Genomic DNA, 12,928 nt, shown 5'->3' on the forward strand with positions numbered 1-12,928 from the left:
GTGAAATTCACTAGATGGTGTTGATTGATTTCACCAAACGGTGTAATCTGACGCCATGGACAAGCTCAAGGCGTTTCTATCATCAATGTCGCCAGCGCATCGCAAGGAGTTCGCGAAGCGGTGTGGGACAACGTACGCATTCTTGCGAAATGTCATGTACGGCCAGCGAATCGCTGGCGAAAAGCTCTGCGTACGTATTGAGCGCGAATCGGGCCTCGTTGTCACGCGCCGCGATCTTCGCCCTGACGACTGGTACGAAATCTGGCCTGAGCTGGCCGATCAACAAAGCGTCGCGTCTTCCGACGACGTCCAGCCGCCGACTGGCGGTGCCCCAAATGGTGAAGCTACGAAGTGATTTTCGGCCCCGGCGCGGCGCCGGAATGCGACCGCGCTTTGGTTTTGTAGTCCCGATTGAACATGAGGATCCTTTGTAGAAAGGGTTGTGTAAGGACTTCCAATTCTACAGACGAATATCGGGATCCTCATCCCTCTACCCACGGAGCATAAATGCATCTTCCACACCACCAACAGATGCTTCGCGAGCACGCCACGCATGGCGGCATCAACGCAGTCGTGAAGATCATCCGCGAGGAAAACTCGGCGGCGCTGCACATCGAAGACGGTGAGCGCGAAACGCTGTCTCAGCGGGTGTTCTTGAATCAGCCCGCGCGCAACATTCCGATGAAGGGCTTCGTGAACCACGTCGATTGGGCAAAGGTTGAGGCCGCAACGCGGCTCGCTCAGTTGCACAGCAGCGGCGCCAAGGCCGCGAGCAAGAGCAGCGAGGCAACCGATGCGCTTGCTGCGTTGGCTTGAGACGGTAAGAGAGTTCGCCCGACTCCATTACGCGGAGCGGGCGAACGAACGGCGAAGCGATTCCCCGCGCTTCGATCCGATGCAGTTGCGACAGTAACCGTCACCAACCCTTTCATTTTTGTTAGTTTCCCGTTTCTTGTTGTGTGATTGCACTTTAGTAGTCCTCACGGCAAGAAAACATGTTTGTTTGGAGGCTCGATTGAACATCCTCGACACCGTCCACGCCGTGGCGCACGAATATCCCGGTGGCTGCGAATCGCTCGCGCCGCGGCTCGGCATGTCCGCGCAGGTGCTGCGCAACAAGGTCAATCCGAATACCGACACCCATCACGTGACGCTGATGAACGTCGTCGACATGACGGTGAAGACCGACGATGACCGAGTCCTTGAAGCTTGGGCTCGCGAGCGCGGCTATGCCCTGATCAAGCTCCCGACGCCCGAAAACTGCGCGGACGGCGAGGTGATCGAGCTGATGGCGAAAACGTGGGAGACGAACGGCGAGATCGGCAAAGAGGTCAATCGCACGTTCGAAGACGGCCGCGTCGAGCGCCACGAAGTGATCCGTATTCGCGACTGCGCCTGGACCCACATCAAGGTGCTGCTCGGTCTCGTTGGCCGCATCGAAGGCATGGCGGAGGGCAAGTAATGCGAACCACATGGACCCAGCGCGCGGCCTACGACGCGCTCGACGGCGGCGCGCGGCGCACGCAGAAGCAAATGATCCTCGACCTGTTCTACAGCCCGTTCCTGACGCTCACGCGGCAGGAGATCGCCGACCGCACGAACATGCGCCTGTCGAGCGTCTGTGGTCGTGTGCGAGAGCTGCTCGACGACGCGAAGCTGGCAGTTCGTGGTGCGCAGAAGTGCGCGGCCACAGGCGTCAACAACGAAACGCTCGGCTTGCCGGCGGCGAACTGAGGGCGCTATGAGTGGATACGCGTACCAGTGGGCCAAGCGTCAGCGAGTCGGCGATTCGTCTGCAAAGACGCTGCTGAAGACCTACGCGAACTGGGCCAGTGAGGACTATTCGACGTGGGTCACGAACGAAGAGCTTGAGCTCGACACGGAACTGAATATCCAGACGATCCGCCGCGCGCGCAACAAGCTGATCGAGCTTGGCTACCTGCTGGAGACGGACAAGCGCCTCGGCCGCACGCAAAGCATCGTCGTCTACCAGATGCTGGCGCCTGCGGCTGCGACGATCGTGCAGAGCGTCGACGCGCGCGGAGAAACGATCTCGCTGAGCCCGCCGACGCTCGAAGAGTTCATGGCGAAGAGGGGTGGAAAACGAAGCCCCTCGAAATCTCACCCCGCTAAGGGTGGTGAAAAACCAAGCCCCTCGAAATCCCAAGCGGCTCCAGATTCCACTTCAAGCCCCTCCAAATCCCACGTTGAAGGGGGTGAAATTTCACCTGAAGCCCCTCCAAATTTCGACACCAAGATAGCTTTAGTAGTGCAAGAGAAAGCAGGAGATCAGCAACCTGCGCGACGTGCGTCGCGAGTTGCGTTGAATTCCGAACTGCGATCGATGGAACTGCCCGACTGGTTGCCAGCAGAAGCATGGGCCGATTGGTGCGAGCACCGCGAGGCGAAGGCGAAAGACGCACCGTGGACCCTGGCCGCAGCCAAGGTGTCGATCAAGCGGATCAAGAAGCTGCTCGACGCCGGCCAGTCGGTGGAGACGACGATCGATGAGGCAGTGCTGCGCGGATGGACGGGCCTGTTCCCAGTGCGCGATGCGCAGCAGCAGGCCGCAACGTCGGGTGCGGCGGCACCGCCGGCGGACTGGTGGAAGTCGGAGAGCGGCTACCTCACTCGCGGCGCGCAGCTCGGCGTCGATCGAGCGAAGTTCCAGTTCTTTGAGCAATTCAAGGCGAAGGTCTGCAAGTTGGCGGGCCCGGGCGAATGGATGGAAGAGCTTCTACGCACGGTCAGCCGCGAGAGCGAAGAGCGCTACGAAGCCTTGTACGCCTACTTCAACGACATTCCGCGCGAAAAGCCCGCGCTTGCGGAGGCCGCATGAGCGCCGAAAAGCACTGCTGCGCTAACTGCGCTTGCGCCGTGAAGCTGGATAACGCAATCGGCTCCGCGTGCCGCTTCGCACGGTCGTTCCCTCTGGGCCGCTGGCGCGAATGGCTCGACGAGCCGTTCACCGAGAACGAGTGCGATCGCTTCGATGCGCTCTCGGCGAACGAGATTGCGAGGCGCCAGCGAATTAGGGCCGATTTAAGCCGTTGAGGGCGCAAGGGTATGCGAGGTATTCCCGAGTCGCTTCGAGAGGGATGGCAGTGCCTTCCCATAAACCGCAGGGGTATTTGGAAATGAACAGGAGGTCGATAGATGACGCAACTCCGGAAGAGTGGGACGCGGCGGTGCGAGGTCAATCGATGACGAAGCGCACCACATGGCCAATGGTCGTGCCGGCGGGCACGAAGACAGTCGGCACCGCGCGCGTGCGCGACGACGCGCTGCCCGTTGGCTACGCGCAGCGAAAGCTGGCCGAGAAGTTCGGCACGCAGCCCGCGCACGGCTTCGACGAGATCGCCGACGGCGCCGACAGCAGCACGGCGCGCACGCCGGCGTATCGCCGCGACGCCGTCCCGTCGCTCGGCATGGCCAAGCCGAGGAAGGCACCGAAGTATCGAAACTCGAAGTGCGAGCACAACGGCATCAAGTTCGACAGCGAGAAGGAGCGCTCGCGCTGGTTCCACCTGATCCAGTTGCAGGCCGCCGGCCGCATCCGCGATCTGCAGCTGCAGGTGCCGTTCGTCCTGACCGAGCGCAAGCGGCGCGATGACGGCACATGGGAGCGCGCATCGAAGTATGTGGCGGATTTCGTCTACATCGACGTCGCCACGGGCAAGCAGGTTGTCGAGGACGTGAAGTCGATCGCGACGCGCAAGAACCGGACATACGTGCAAAAGCGCAAGCAGATGCTCGCCGTGCACGACATCACCATCAAGGAGATCTGAGATGCCGAGGAAGTGGACTGATGACGAGCTCGCGACTGTCCGCGACATCTGGCGCGCCGGGTGCCATGTGGGCGAGCAGATGCATCGCCTGCCGGGCCGCACGGCGAACGCAGTGCACAAGCTCGCGGAGCGCCTCGGGCTCGGAAGCAAGGTGCCGCTCGTCGAATCGTATCCGGAGGCGATCCTCGATCTGCTTCGCGATGGCAGGCCATGGACATACGGCGAGCTGGTGACCGAATTCGGCGCCTCGCACAAAACCATCCGCCGGATCGTCGGGCGCATGCTCGACCAGCGTCAACTGTACGTCTCGGCAGAGCGCGGTCCATACGGCACCCAGTACGTCAAGTTCGGCAACGGCGATGACGAGGTGCTCGACAATCTGGAGGTCGATGAAGACCCAGTTGCAGCGCGCGCACGCGAGCGCGAGCTGGACCAGCGCTATCGCGCCGCCGCCGGATGGTGGCCCGTGGCGGACGTTGCAGTTGTGAGCGCGATGCACAGCATGGTGAGCACGGGGAGGGTGGGCGCTTGAGGCGTTCGGCACCGATGAAGCGGACCGGCTTCAAGCGCAAGCCCGATTCGCCCTTCAGCAGCTTCGCGAATCGGGCGACGGCCGAGCGCCGCGCCAAGAAGCGAAGCCGGCCGCGCAAGCCAACGGTGGCGGAAGGATCGAAGTATCTGGCGGCGTGCCGCGACGAGCCGTGCTACCTGCGCGTGCCGGGCATTTGCCGTCTCAACCCGAACGACGACACGGTCGTGCCGTGCCACTCGAATCTGCTCGAGCACGGCAAGGGGAAGGGTATCAAGGCGGACAACCGATTCACGTTTCCGGGCTGCGGCGCCTGTCACTTCTGGCTCGACCAGTCGAGGGAGCCGACCAAGGAACAGCGGCGCGACGCAACGCTCGACGCGCTCGCACGCTGGGAGCCGGTTCGTGATCGAAAGATGGGTATTACGGAGGGTGCTGAATGCAGCCAGTGAAAGTCGAGATCAAGCTGCCGATGCCTGCGGCGCCGCGGCGCGCGTGGGTGAATGGGCGATTCAAGAACGAGCGAATCATGCGGCAAGTGCATGCGGTGGCATACGGGTTTCGGCGCTGTCGGCAGAAGGATGCAGCGGGCAAGGAATACGTCGTCCACGTGCTCGCGCAAATCCCGAGCGGGTATCGGTTCTTCGTGAAGAGCTGGCAGTGGGTGACGAAGGATCTGGCCTGGGTGGACGCGCTCATCGCGCTCAACTCGACCGCGTTTCGCCCGTTCCTCGAGAGCGGCGACGATGAATGGCGTGCCGAGGTGTCCGCATGAAGCCGATCCGCCTGCAGGTCCAGATGCCGACGATCGGCGTGTTCAGCATCAAGGGGCGTTCGGCGGTCGGCGAGATCGAGGGACCGATTGAGGCGATGGTCCACGGATTGCGCCGAGTGGAATTCAAAGGTCAGATCGCCGATGACTACGTTCGAGCGCTCGCGTTCGTGCCAGAGCAGTTCCGCAGCCACCTGCGCGAATCGGGAAGGCTGGTTGGTGCCGAGCATGCCTGGTGCACCGCAACGCTTGCAGACAACAAAAAGTCGCTGGCGCCGTTCCTCGCTAGCGGTGATGACGAATGGAAATCGGAGACCGCATGACCGCGCACGCCTACATCCAATACGACGATGTGCCCGAGGCGCTGCTCGAAACGGCGCTGCGCCATCGTGACACGGTGACCGGCGCGCGCCTGATCGCGTTCGATAACTCGCCGTTCAGCGGCGAAATCAGCGAGACGTCGGAGGGCTTGACGCAGATCGAATTCGCGTGGCCGCACTCCGTCGAGCTGCGGCACGCGCTGGGCGACTGGCTCACGTATTACGGCATCGATTTCACGGTCGTCATGTGACCGAACACAACGCAAACCACAAGGTGACTATGAACGCAACCCAAACCGGCATTTTCAAGAGCGCACAAGAGGCGATCATGTTCGCGTGCAACTTCTCCAGTCAGCAATATGCGATGTCGCCTATGGCCAAGCTGCTACAAGGTCCGTCGCGCGGCAGCGGTCGCGGTCTGGTCGGGCTCGACGGCGCGGGACAGGCAGGCATGGTGTTCGCCGAACTGCAGCGCATCGATTACTGGCAGCTAGCTGTGCTCATTACCGGCAAGCTCGCGCGCAGCGAGCGCTGCGATTGCCGCCGCTCATGCTGCCGCGGCTGGAAGTTGAATCCGATTTTCGAGGAGGCTGTGAACCAGCTTGCGGATTATGTTGCGCTCACGCTAACGCCTGTGCCACCGGTTAAGGAATTCCGCGTCGCAGTGATCATGAAGTACTTCGGGGAGAAGACTGACCCGCTGGAGGTGGCGAAGCACCTTGAGATCAAGAAGGCCGCAGCCGAGCGCCACATCACGGCAATCCGCAAGTGCATTCGGGATCTGGAGAAGAACGGCCTCACGGCTTTCAGCGAGCGACTCGACGACATCGGCATGCTGATGCGTGCTGGATGACCTTCGTCCGGCGCCTTGTGCCTCGTTGTCCGAGGGAATATGCTATTGCCCGCAGCACAGCGGCCAGTCAATGCTAAACGGGGAAGCGAATGGGTTACCAAGCAGTTGTAAATGCGAAGAGGTTTGTTCAGGTCAGTCAGCGTCTGGATGGTGCATCAGTGATCCTGCGCAATCTTTTCCGTGCCTGTGTGAAAGAGGCGCGGTTCGCGGATGCTTATGGTTTCGGGCTCGCCGCTTCGGATGTCGCAGACGATCTGCGAATCGAATGCGCGCACGGTCAAATCCGGGTTGTGTACGATCAGGTCGTTCGTGATCAGGATTTGCTGGGCCGATTCACATTTTTCTTGATCAGGACCGATGTGTTGGGCGAGAAGCGTGCGGAGCAGGTATATGGGCTTCTGTTCAATGAGAGCCGCTTGGCGACTTGGAATTTGACGGGTGACTTCGAATGGGAAATCGATGGTGACATCCGGATCGGCGATGAGACGACTTCGACTTTGATGGCGAGTCTATTGCTGGGTGTCGTTGGCGCGATTCCGCGGATTGAATAAGCTGGCGCTGGTGTGCGGCAGACGCTGTGCACTTGACATGCGGGAATCGCCCGCATAAACTACGTTTTCATATACCGTACCAATGGTGCGAACACGAAGCCCGCAAGCGAAAGCAAGCGGGCTTTTTCTTGTGCATTAGCCCTTGTGCCTAAACTGCTGGCCGGCGGTTCGCAACTGAAGCGCTGCTACGTGAGCGATTTCAAATATGAGTGATCTGACTGATTGGGTGGAAGAGCAGGCGTTGGAGAATCTGCGTTTCCATATTCAGAGTGCGGAACTCATCGCGAAGGAAGCGAATACCACTCTGACTCTTCTGCTGGCAGGGGTGGGCGGGGCTTCTGCCTACGTGGTTAAGCTGCTTGAGCCTGATCATCCTGGATGGCTACTCGCGGCGGCTGTCGCCTTCGGCATATCCCTGTTGTGTTTGTCGGGCTGGCTGATTCACGGCTGCATGAAGATTGAGGCCATTCATGCGCCGACGAATGAGCCACGGAACATCTTCCAGCCGACATTTTCCTTGGAGTCGATTAAAGAAGTGGAATTCGAGAATCTGCAGCAGCGGATAGATGAAACTGCCGCGCGCAATGCACGTGTGGCGGACCGGCTGAACCGAATCCGCCTCTGCGCATTGCTGACACCGCTTATTGCGGCTGCGGTCGGTTTGGTGAGTCGTCTTTTCTGAACGGCATATCTTTCGCTTGGTCTCGCCGGCTTGGTTGCGGCTGCGGGACCACGGGTTTGGGTTCGCTCATAATGTAGCTCCCGTAGATGCTGGTTGATGTGCTGTGCCGTGCTGTGCTGTGCGCGGCCTTATTTTACTTCGTAAGCCTCTATACACCCGCAAGGCGAAAGCCCTGCGGGTTTTTTCATTACAGCGCCTTGATCTCTTCGGTGAGCTGTTTGATGAAAGCACCGAGGAACTGGGCATTTTCGCGCCCGGCTTTTGCAGGATCGCCGTAATTCGCGCCAATGACCGGTGTAAACCAACCAGCCTCAAGGGCTGCCTTTGCGAGATCAACCGCCTTCCCGGTTGCCTCTGTAGCGGTGTAGATAGCCAAGATGGATTCCTTATGGTGATGTGCCGGTTGTTTCCGGCTCAACGATTTTACAGTGGCTGTAAGTTGAACGTAATGCGGTCCGTCTCAACAACTAGGGGTGTGCGGGTCGATTCTGCGCGCGCGACCGAATATTCTCTCAAATGGGCCGAAAGCTAACGACACTCAAGCCTCGCGTGCAATCGCTCACGACCACGCGCGTGCCGATGCTGGAGGCGAAAGCCGGTACGACGCCGCGCATTCGTGGCAGCCGTTGGGTTAGGACGCGCCAGCGCATGGCGGTCGCGCAGCAGTTCAAGTGCCAGCGCTGCGGCTGTGTGTGGCTGCCGTGGCGCGATCAGCTCGACCACGATGTCCCGCTCGAGCAGGGCGGCAGCAACGACGATAGCAACCTGAAGCTGCTGTGCGACGACTGCCACAAGCTGAAGACTGCAGATGAGGCGCGCGCCCGGTTGCGATGACGATATAGTGAAAATCGTTCTCATTCGCAACAGATCGCAGCCCGATCCGTCGATTGTAAATGAGATCAATTCGCATTTGCGGTGGGGGGTACCGAAAGTCTGGCGTTTCGTATCACGGGACACCGCGCGTCCTCCCACGCGGAGAAAAAATCCCCCTTTCAGAAATTTGTTAAAGGGGTTTAACAGCGCTCGAAACGGCGCAAAGCTTTATCGGGCAAAGGTTTCAGGCGTTTCCACGCGATGTTAAAGCGATGGCGCCTTGTTAAAGGAGGTTGCTGTGGCGCTGACCGGCAAGAAGCGAGCGTTCGCCGATGCCGTTCTCGCCGGCAAGTCGAACAAAGAGGCAGCCATCGAGGCTGGTTGCAGCCCGAAGACCGCTTCGGCGGCTGGCTCTCGGCTCGCGAAGGACAAGGACGTCGTCGCCTATATCGAGCAGCGCGGGAAGAAGGGCGCCGCGAAGGCTGAGCTGCCGTCGTCGCTGCCGCAAGACGACGAACGAGCAGCGATGACCCGTGCGGCTGTCGACGCCGGCTTCGATCTCGGCGCGATCCTGACTTTCAAGGACCCCAGGGATTTCCTGCTGGCTGCGATGAACGATCCGGAGACGGAGAAAAAGCTTCGCGTGACTGCGGCCCAAACGCTCATGCCGTTCTTCCACCAGAAGCTCGGCGAAGGCGGCAAGAAGGACGCCAAGGCGGAAGCAGCGAAGAAGGCCGCGAGCAAGTTCGGATCGCTCGCGCCGCCGAAACTGGTGGTGAACAACAGGAAGTGACGTATGGAATGGTCGACAGCGTGTCCAGATTGGGCCGAGCGGCTCAAGGCGGGGCAGTCGATCATTCCGCCGCCGATCTTTCCCGAGCAGGCCGAGCACGCGCTCGCCGTGTTCAAGGAGCTCAAGATTGTCGACGCGCCTGGCAGTCCGACGTTCGGTGAGTCATCGGCGCAGTGGGTGTTCGATCTGGTCGCGTCGATCTTTGGTGCGTACGACGCTGAGAACGGGCGCCGCCTGATCACTGAATGGTTCGTTTGCCTGCCCAAGAAGAACAGCAAGTCGACGCTGGCCGCCGGAATCATGATGACGGCCATGATCCTGAACTGGCGCATGTCGGCGGAATACGCGATTCTCGCTCCGACGATCGAGGTGGCCGGCAACAGCTTCGCGCCCAGCCGCGACATGGTGAAGCACGAAGAGGAGCTTGACGATCTCTTCCAGGTGCAGACGCACGTCAAGACGATCACGCATCGCACGACGGGTGCGACGCTGAAGGTGGTGGCCGCCGATTCGAACACAGTGGGCGGCAAGAAGAGCGTCGGGACGCTCGTGGACGAGGTCTGGCTCTTCGGCAAGCAGCCGAACGCCGAGAACATGCTGCGCGAGGCCATCGGCGGTCTCGCATCGCGTCCGGAAGGTTTCGTCATCTACCTGACGACGCAGTCCGACGATCCGCCGGCGGGCGTCTTCCTGCAGAAGCTTCGTTATGCGCGCGACGTGCGGGACGGAAAGGTTGTCGATCCCTGCTTCGTGCCGGTGATCTACGAGCACCCGCCCGAAATGGTGGCGCGTAAGGAGCACCTGCTCGCCGAAAACCTTGGGATGGTGAACCCCAACCTCGGTTATTCGGTCGACGAGGCCTTCCTGCTTCGCGAGTTTCGCAAGGCTAAGGAGGGCGGCGAAGAGTCGTTCCGCGGCTTCCTCGCGAAGCACGCGAACGTCGAAATCGGGCTTGCACTACGGTCCGACCGATGGGCTGGCGCGGACTACTGGGAGCAGCAGGCGACCGGATGCCGCTCACTCGAAGAGCTTTTCGCGCGCTCGGAAATCGTCGACGTTGGGATCGACGGCGGTGGCCTCGATGACTTGCTGGGCCTCGCAGTCGCAGGGCGCGAAACGGGCACGGGCAAGTGGTTGCTCTGGACGCACGCTTGGGCGCACCCGTCGGTGCTCGAGCGGCGCAAGGCGGAGGCGGCGCGCTTCGATGACTTCGCGCGCGACGGCAACCTCTCGCTGGTCAAGGTGATTGGCGACGACGTCGACGAGCTCGCCGGCTTTGTCGCGCAATGCGAGCAGTCTGGAAAGCTCGACCGCATCGGTGTCGACCCGGCTGGCATCGGCGCCATCCTTGATGCGCTGGTTGATGGTGGCGTGCCGGAAGAGAAGGTCATCGCGATCTCGCAGGGTTGGAAACTCGGCGGCGCGATCAAGACAACCGAGCGGAAGCTCGCCGAAGGCGCGCTCGTGCACGGAGGGCAGCGCATGATGGCCTGGTGCGTGGGCAACGCCCGCGTCGAGCCGCGCGGCAACGCAATCCTCATCACCAAGCAGGCGAGCGGCTCCGCGAAGATCGACCCGCTAATGGCGACGTTCAATGCGATCTCGCTGATCAGCTTGAACCCGCAGGCAGCAGCACAACCCGGAATAGTGATCCTATGAGCGAAGCGGTATTCAAGGCAGCGCAGGCGAAGGCCCGAACGCCGGGCTCGTCTGTGCTAAACGCCTGGCGCGCGCAGCATGGGCCTGAAGCGACCGGGCAAATCAACAACGTCAACGAGACGCGGCAGAACCTGACTGTTCAGGAGTTGGCGAACATCATTGGCGGCGGTGCGATCAGCAACGCCGGGCCGGTCGTGAACGAGACGACCGCGATGAAGGTGTCGGCGGTCTACGCGTGCGTCGCGCTGATCGCCGGCGCGATCTCGACGCTACCGATGCCGATCTATGAGCGCACGGCCACGGGCCGGGCACGCATCGAGCATCCGTACTGGTGGCTCCTGAATGAGCAGCCCGAGCCCGATGTGTCGGCGGCTGTGTTTTGGGAATTCATGGTCGCAGCGCGCCTGTTCTATGGCGATTGCTTTGCAGAGATCGTGCGCCCGTCGTTCCGCAGCAGCTCGGTTACCGCGTTCAAGGCGCACCACCCGCTGCGCGTGTTCCCGTTCCGGGACAGCCACGGTGACCTGTATTACCGCGTGCAGCCGCTCGTCGGCGCAGAGTACATCCTGCACCCGGCGGACATCATCCATGTGCCGAGCCTCGGTTATGACGGGATTCGCAGTCCGAGCCCGATCACCTACGCGGCGCGGCAATCGGTGGGAACGTCGCTCGCGGCTGCCGAATACAGCGCGCGCTTCTTTTCGAACGGCGCGCGCCCGGATTTTGCTCTGACGACGCCAGGCAACATGTCGGAAGAGCAGGCGAAGCTCCTGCGCGCAACGTGGGGCGAGCGCCACGGCGGCGTCTCGAATTCGCATCTGCCGGCAGTCTTGACCGGCGGCCTGGACATCAAGACGCTGACGCTCAACCCGGTCGATGCGCAGATCCTCGAAACGTCGAAATGGGGCCTCGAGGAAATCTGCCGCATCCTCGGCGTGCCGCCGTTCATGGTCGGCTCTACCGAGAAGACGACGTCGTGGGGCAGCGGCATCGAGAACATGAGCCGCGGCTTCGTGAAATTCACGCTGCTGCGCGACCTCGTCAAGTTCAACCAGGAATTCAACCGGAAGCTCTGGCCCTTGCGCCAGCGCTTCTTCGTCGAGTTCGACGTATCCGGCATGGAGCGCGGCGACCTCAAGAGCGAGAACGAGGCGCTCCGCATCGCGCTCGGGCGTGCAGGCGAGCCGGGCTGGATGACGAAGAACGAGGTGCGGCATATCAAGCTGTTGCCGCCCGTCGAGGGCGGCGATACGCTGAATGATGGTGTAACGCAGGCGGCCAGCGTTACCGAGCCAACTGCAAAGCCGGAAACGGCGCCGGAACCAGCCGGCCAACCAGACCAAGGGGCAACATGAGCAAGCTGATCCAACTGCTCGCAAAAAATCGCGGGCAGCGCGCCCCGCGCGCGTTCGCGGTACAGGGCGACGACGTCACGATCTATATCTACGACGCCATCGTGCCCGACGACGAAACGGCGGACTGGTGGGGCGGCGTCTCGGCGCAGTCTCTCGTGCCGCAGATCCGCGCGATCAAGGGCGGCACGGTCCATCTGCGGATCAATTCGCCCGGCGGCGACGTGTTCGCCGCGCAGGCGATTGTGGCGGCAATCCGCGACACGGGCGCGAAGGTCGTTGCGCACATCGACGGCTACGCGGCGAGTGCCGCCACGGTCATTGCAGCCGCCGCCGATGAGGTCGAGATGTCCGACGGCGCGATGTACATGATCCACTGCGCCTGGACGATCGCAATCGGCAACTCGGCCGATCTTGCCGCGACCTCGGCGCTGCTCGACAAGACGGACGGCGTCATCGCTGGCCAGTATGCGAAGCGCTCTGGCAAGAGCGTCGACGACATGAAGGCGCTCATGAGTGCCGAAACGTGGTTCACCGCGGAAGAGGCTGTCGAGATCGGTCTCGCCGACCGGATCGCAGAAAGCGGCGAGAAGTTGCAGGCGTCGTGGGATCTCAGCGCTTACGCGAATGCTCCGAAGCCGAAGGCGTCCACCGATCCCGACCCGATCGATGCAATCACCGCCGAGCACCGCGAACGCCAGCAGCAGCGCATGCGCATGCTGAACTGCATCAAACATCAGTGACGCGCCTCGCGCAACTGAGAACGGCCGCCATGAGCGGCCTTTTTTTCGTCCCTACGACCTGCGCGAGCGGTCA

The 12,928-nt window shown here is 61.6% G+C and carries 20 protein-coding genes; 19 read left to right on the forward strand and 1 reads right to left on the reverse strand.

The window, feature by feature from the left end; translation table 11 throughout:
- The first annotated feature begins 55 nt into the window (after positions 1-55).
- The 14 genes from EYW47_RS05760 to EYW47_RS41720 all read left to right on the forward strand — a co-directional run bounded on the left by EYW47_RS05760 (position 56) and on the right by EYW47_RS41720 (position 7,495).
- Positions 56-355 carry a transcriptional regulator gene (locus tag EYW47_RS05760; RefSeq protein WP_205710025.1) on the forward strand — a complete coding sequence of 100 codons (300 nt, stop codon included), beginning with the start codon at positions 56-58 and terminating at the stop codon, positions 353-355.
- Positions 356-573: 218 nt separating this feature from the next.
- Positions 574-816: a hypothetical protein gene (locus EYW47_RS05765; RefSeq protein WP_133193904.1), complete on the forward strand. Its 243-nt coding sequence runs from the start codon at positions 574-576 to the stop codon at positions 814-816.
- Positions 817-1,015: 199 nt separating this feature from the next.
- A complete protein-coding gene (locus tag EYW47_RS05770) occupies positions 1,016-1,462 on the forward strand; it encodes a phage regulatory CII family protein (protein ID WP_133193905.1) in 447 nt (148 codons plus the stop codon).
- A complete protein-coding gene (locus EYW47_RS05775; protein WP_133193906.1) occupies positions 1,462-1,734 on the forward strand; it encodes a hypothetical protein in 273 nt (90 codons plus the stop codon). Before EYW47_RS05770 ends, EYW47_RS05775 begins: the two co-directional genes overlap by 1 nt.
- Before the next feature lie 7 nt (positions 1,735-1,741).
- A complete protein-coding gene (locus EYW47_RS41715) occupies positions 1,742-2,839 on the forward strand; it encodes a helix-turn-helix domain-containing protein (RefSeq protein WP_240763561.1) in 1,098 nt (365 codons plus the stop codon).
- Between the two features lie 364 nt (positions 2,840-3,203).
- A complete protein-coding gene (locus tag EYW47_RS40775; RefSeq protein WP_165976502.1) occupies positions 3,204-3,788 on the forward strand; it encodes a DUF1064 domain-containing protein in 585 nt (194 codons plus the stop codon).
- Position 3,789: 1 nt separating this feature from the next.
- Positions 3,790-4,320 carry a hypothetical protein gene (locus tag EYW47_RS05790; protein WP_133193907.1) on the forward strand — a complete coding sequence of 177 codons (531 nt, stop codon included), beginning with the start codon at positions 3,790-3,792 and terminating at the stop codon, positions 4,318-4,320.
- 14 nt (positions 4,321-4,334) lie between these two features.
- Positions 4,335-4,769 (forward strand): nuclease domain-containing protein, encoded by a 435-nt coding sequence (locus tag EYW47_RS05795; protein WP_133193908.1) that lies wholly within the window; start codon positions 4,335-4,337, stop codon positions 4,767-4,769.
- On the forward strand, positions 4,757-5,092 hold the full coding sequence (locus tag EYW47_RS05800; protein ID WP_133193909.1) for a hypothetical protein: 336 nt from the start codon (positions 4,757-4,759) through the stop codon (positions 5,090-5,092). Before EYW47_RS05795 ends, EYW47_RS05800 begins: the two co-directional genes overlap by 13 nt.
- The gene (locus EYW47_RS05805) at positions 5,089-5,412 is read left to right on the forward strand and encodes a hypothetical protein (protein WP_133193910.1); all 324 of its coding nucleotides are present in this window, start codon (positions 5,089-5,091) and stop codon (positions 5,410-5,412) included. The genes EYW47_RS05800 and EYW47_RS05805 overlap by 4 nt, the downstream gene beginning before the upstream one ends.
- The gene (locus EYW47_RS05810) at positions 5,409-5,660 is read left to right on the forward strand and encodes a phage portal protein (protein ID WP_133193911.1); all 252 of its coding nucleotides are present in this window, start codon (positions 5,409-5,411) and stop codon (positions 5,658-5,660) included. Before EYW47_RS05805 ends, EYW47_RS05810 begins: the two co-directional genes overlap by 4 nt.
- Positions 5,657-6,262 (forward strand): hypothetical protein, encoded by a 606-nt coding sequence (locus EYW47_RS05815; RefSeq protein WP_133193912.1) that lies wholly within the window; start codon positions 5,657-5,659, stop codon positions 6,260-6,262. Before EYW47_RS05810 ends, EYW47_RS05815 begins: the two co-directional genes overlap by 4 nt.
- Positions 6,263-6,351: 89 nt before the next feature.
- Positions 6,352-6,813, forward strand: coding sequence for a hypothetical protein (locus EYW47_RS05820; RefSeq protein ID WP_133193913.1), 462 nt, complete (start codon positions 6,352-6,354; stop codon positions 6,811-6,813).
- A gap of 205 nt (positions 6,814-7,018) precedes the next feature.
- The gene (locus EYW47_RS41720) at positions 7,019-7,495 is read left to right on the forward strand and encodes a hypothetical protein (RefSeq protein WP_240763562.1); all 477 of its coding nucleotides are present in this window, start codon (positions 7,019-7,021) and stop codon (positions 7,493-7,495) included.
- A gap of 187 nt (positions 7,496-7,682) precedes the next feature.
- On the opposite strand, the gene EYW47_RS05830 is transcribed toward EYW47_RS41720, so the two are convergent.
- Complete coding sequence (locus EYW47_RS05830; protein WP_133193914.1) at positions 7,683-7,871, reverse strand: hypothetical protein; 189 nt, start codon at positions 7,869-7,871, stop codon at positions 7,683-7,685.
- Positions 7,872-8,011: 140 nt separating this feature from the next.
- Here EYW47_RS05830 and EYW47_RS05835 point away from each other — a divergent pair, with 140 nt between their 5' ends.
- The 5 genes from EYW47_RS05835 (at position 8,012) to EYW47_RS05855 (ending at position 12,855) form a co-directional block, all read left to right on the forward strand.
- The gene (locus EYW47_RS05835; RefSeq protein WP_240763563.1) at positions 8,012-8,329 is read left to right on the forward strand and encodes an HNH endonuclease; all 318 of its coding nucleotides are present in this window, start codon (positions 8,012-8,014) and stop codon (positions 8,327-8,329) included.
- Positions 8,330-8,606: 277 nt separating this feature from the next.
- On the forward strand, positions 8,607-9,101 hold the full coding sequence (locus EYW47_RS05840; protein WP_133193915.1) for a terminase small subunit: 495 nt from the start codon (positions 8,607-8,609) through the stop codon (positions 9,099-9,101).
- A 3-nt stretch (positions 9,102-9,104) separates the two neighbouring features.
- Positions 9,105-10,760, forward strand: a complete 1,656-nt coding sequence (locus tag EYW47_RS05845; protein WP_133193916.1) for a terminase large subunit — start codon at positions 9,105-9,107, stop codon at positions 10,758-10,760.
- Positions 10,757-12,115: a phage portal protein gene (locus EYW47_RS05850; RefSeq protein ID WP_133193917.1), complete on the forward strand. Its 1,359-nt coding sequence runs from the start codon at positions 10,757-10,759 to the stop codon at positions 12,113-12,115. Before EYW47_RS05845 ends, EYW47_RS05850 begins: the two co-directional genes overlap by 4 nt.
- A complete protein-coding gene (locus tag EYW47_RS05855; RefSeq protein WP_133193918.1) occupies positions 12,112-12,855 on the forward strand; it encodes a head maturation protease, ClpP-related in 744 nt (247 codons plus the stop codon). The genes EYW47_RS05850 and EYW47_RS05855 overlap by 4 nt, the downstream gene beginning before the upstream one ends.
- Positions 12,856-12,928: the final 73 nt, after the last annotated feature.

It is taken from the genome of Paraburkholderia silviterrae (assembly GCF_004353915.1).
In the GTDB taxonomy this organism is placed as follows: Bacteria; Pseudomonadota; Gammaproteobacteria; order Burkholderiales; family Burkholderiaceae; genus Paraburkholderia; species Paraburkholderia silviterrae.

Coding starts and splice junctions, on each gene's coding strand:
- EYW47_RS05760 (WP_205710025.1), top strand. CDS start 56: ATGGACAAGCTCAAGGCGTTTCTATCATCAATGTCGCCAGCGCATCGC.
- EYW47_RS05775 (WP_133193906.1), top strand. CDS start 1,462: ATGCGAACCACATGGACCCAGCGCGCGGCCTACGACGCGCTCGACGGC.
- EYW47_RS41715 (WP_240763561.1), top strand. CDS start 1,742: ATGAGTGGATACGCGTACCAGTGGGCCAAGCGTCAGCGAGTCGGCGAT.
- EYW47_RS40775 (WP_165976502.1), top strand. CDS start 3,204: ATGACGAAGCGCACCACATGGCCAATGGTCGTGCCGGCGGGCACGAAG.
- EYW47_RS05790 (WP_133193907.1), top strand. CDS start 3,790: ATGCCGAGGAAGTGGACTGATGACGAGCTCGCGACTGTCCGCGACATC.
- EYW47_RS05795 (WP_133193908.1), top strand. CDS start 4,335: ATGAAGCGGACCGGCTTCAAGCGCAAGCCCGATTCGCCCTTCAGCAGC.
- EYW47_RS05800 (WP_133193909.1), top strand. CDS start 4,757: ATGCAGCCAGTGAAAGTCGAGATCAAGCTGCCGATGCCTGCGGCGCCG.
- EYW47_RS05805 (WP_133193910.1), top strand. CDS start 5,089: ATGAAGCCGATCCGCCTGCAGGTCCAGATGCCGACGATCGGCGTGTTC.
- EYW47_RS05810 (WP_133193911.1), top strand. CDS start 5,409: ATGACCGCGCACGCCTACATCCAATACGACGATGTGCCCGAGGCGCTG.
- EYW47_RS05820 (WP_133193913.1), top strand. CDS start 6,352: ATGGGTTACCAAGCAGTTGTAAATGCGAAGAGGTTTGTTCAGGTCAGT.
- EYW47_RS41720 (WP_240763562.1), top strand. CDS start 7,019: ATGAGTGATCTGACTGATTGGGTGGAAGAGCAGGCGTTGGAGAATCTG.
- EYW47_RS05835 (WP_240763563.1), top strand. CDS start 8,012: ATGGGCCGAAAGCTAACGACACTCAAGCCTCGCGTGCAATCGCTCACG.
- EYW47_RS05845 (WP_133193916.1), top strand. CDS start 9,105: ATGGAATGGTCGACAGCGTGTCCAGATTGGGCCGAGCGGCTCAAGGCG.
- EYW47_RS05850 (WP_133193917.1), top strand. CDS start 10,757: ATGAGCGAAGCGGTATTCAAGGCAGCGCAGGCGAAGGCCCGAACGCCG.
- EYW47_RS05855 (WP_133193918.1), top strand. CDS start 12,112: ATGAGCAAGCTGATCCAACTGCTCGCAAAAAATCGCGGGCAGCGCGCC.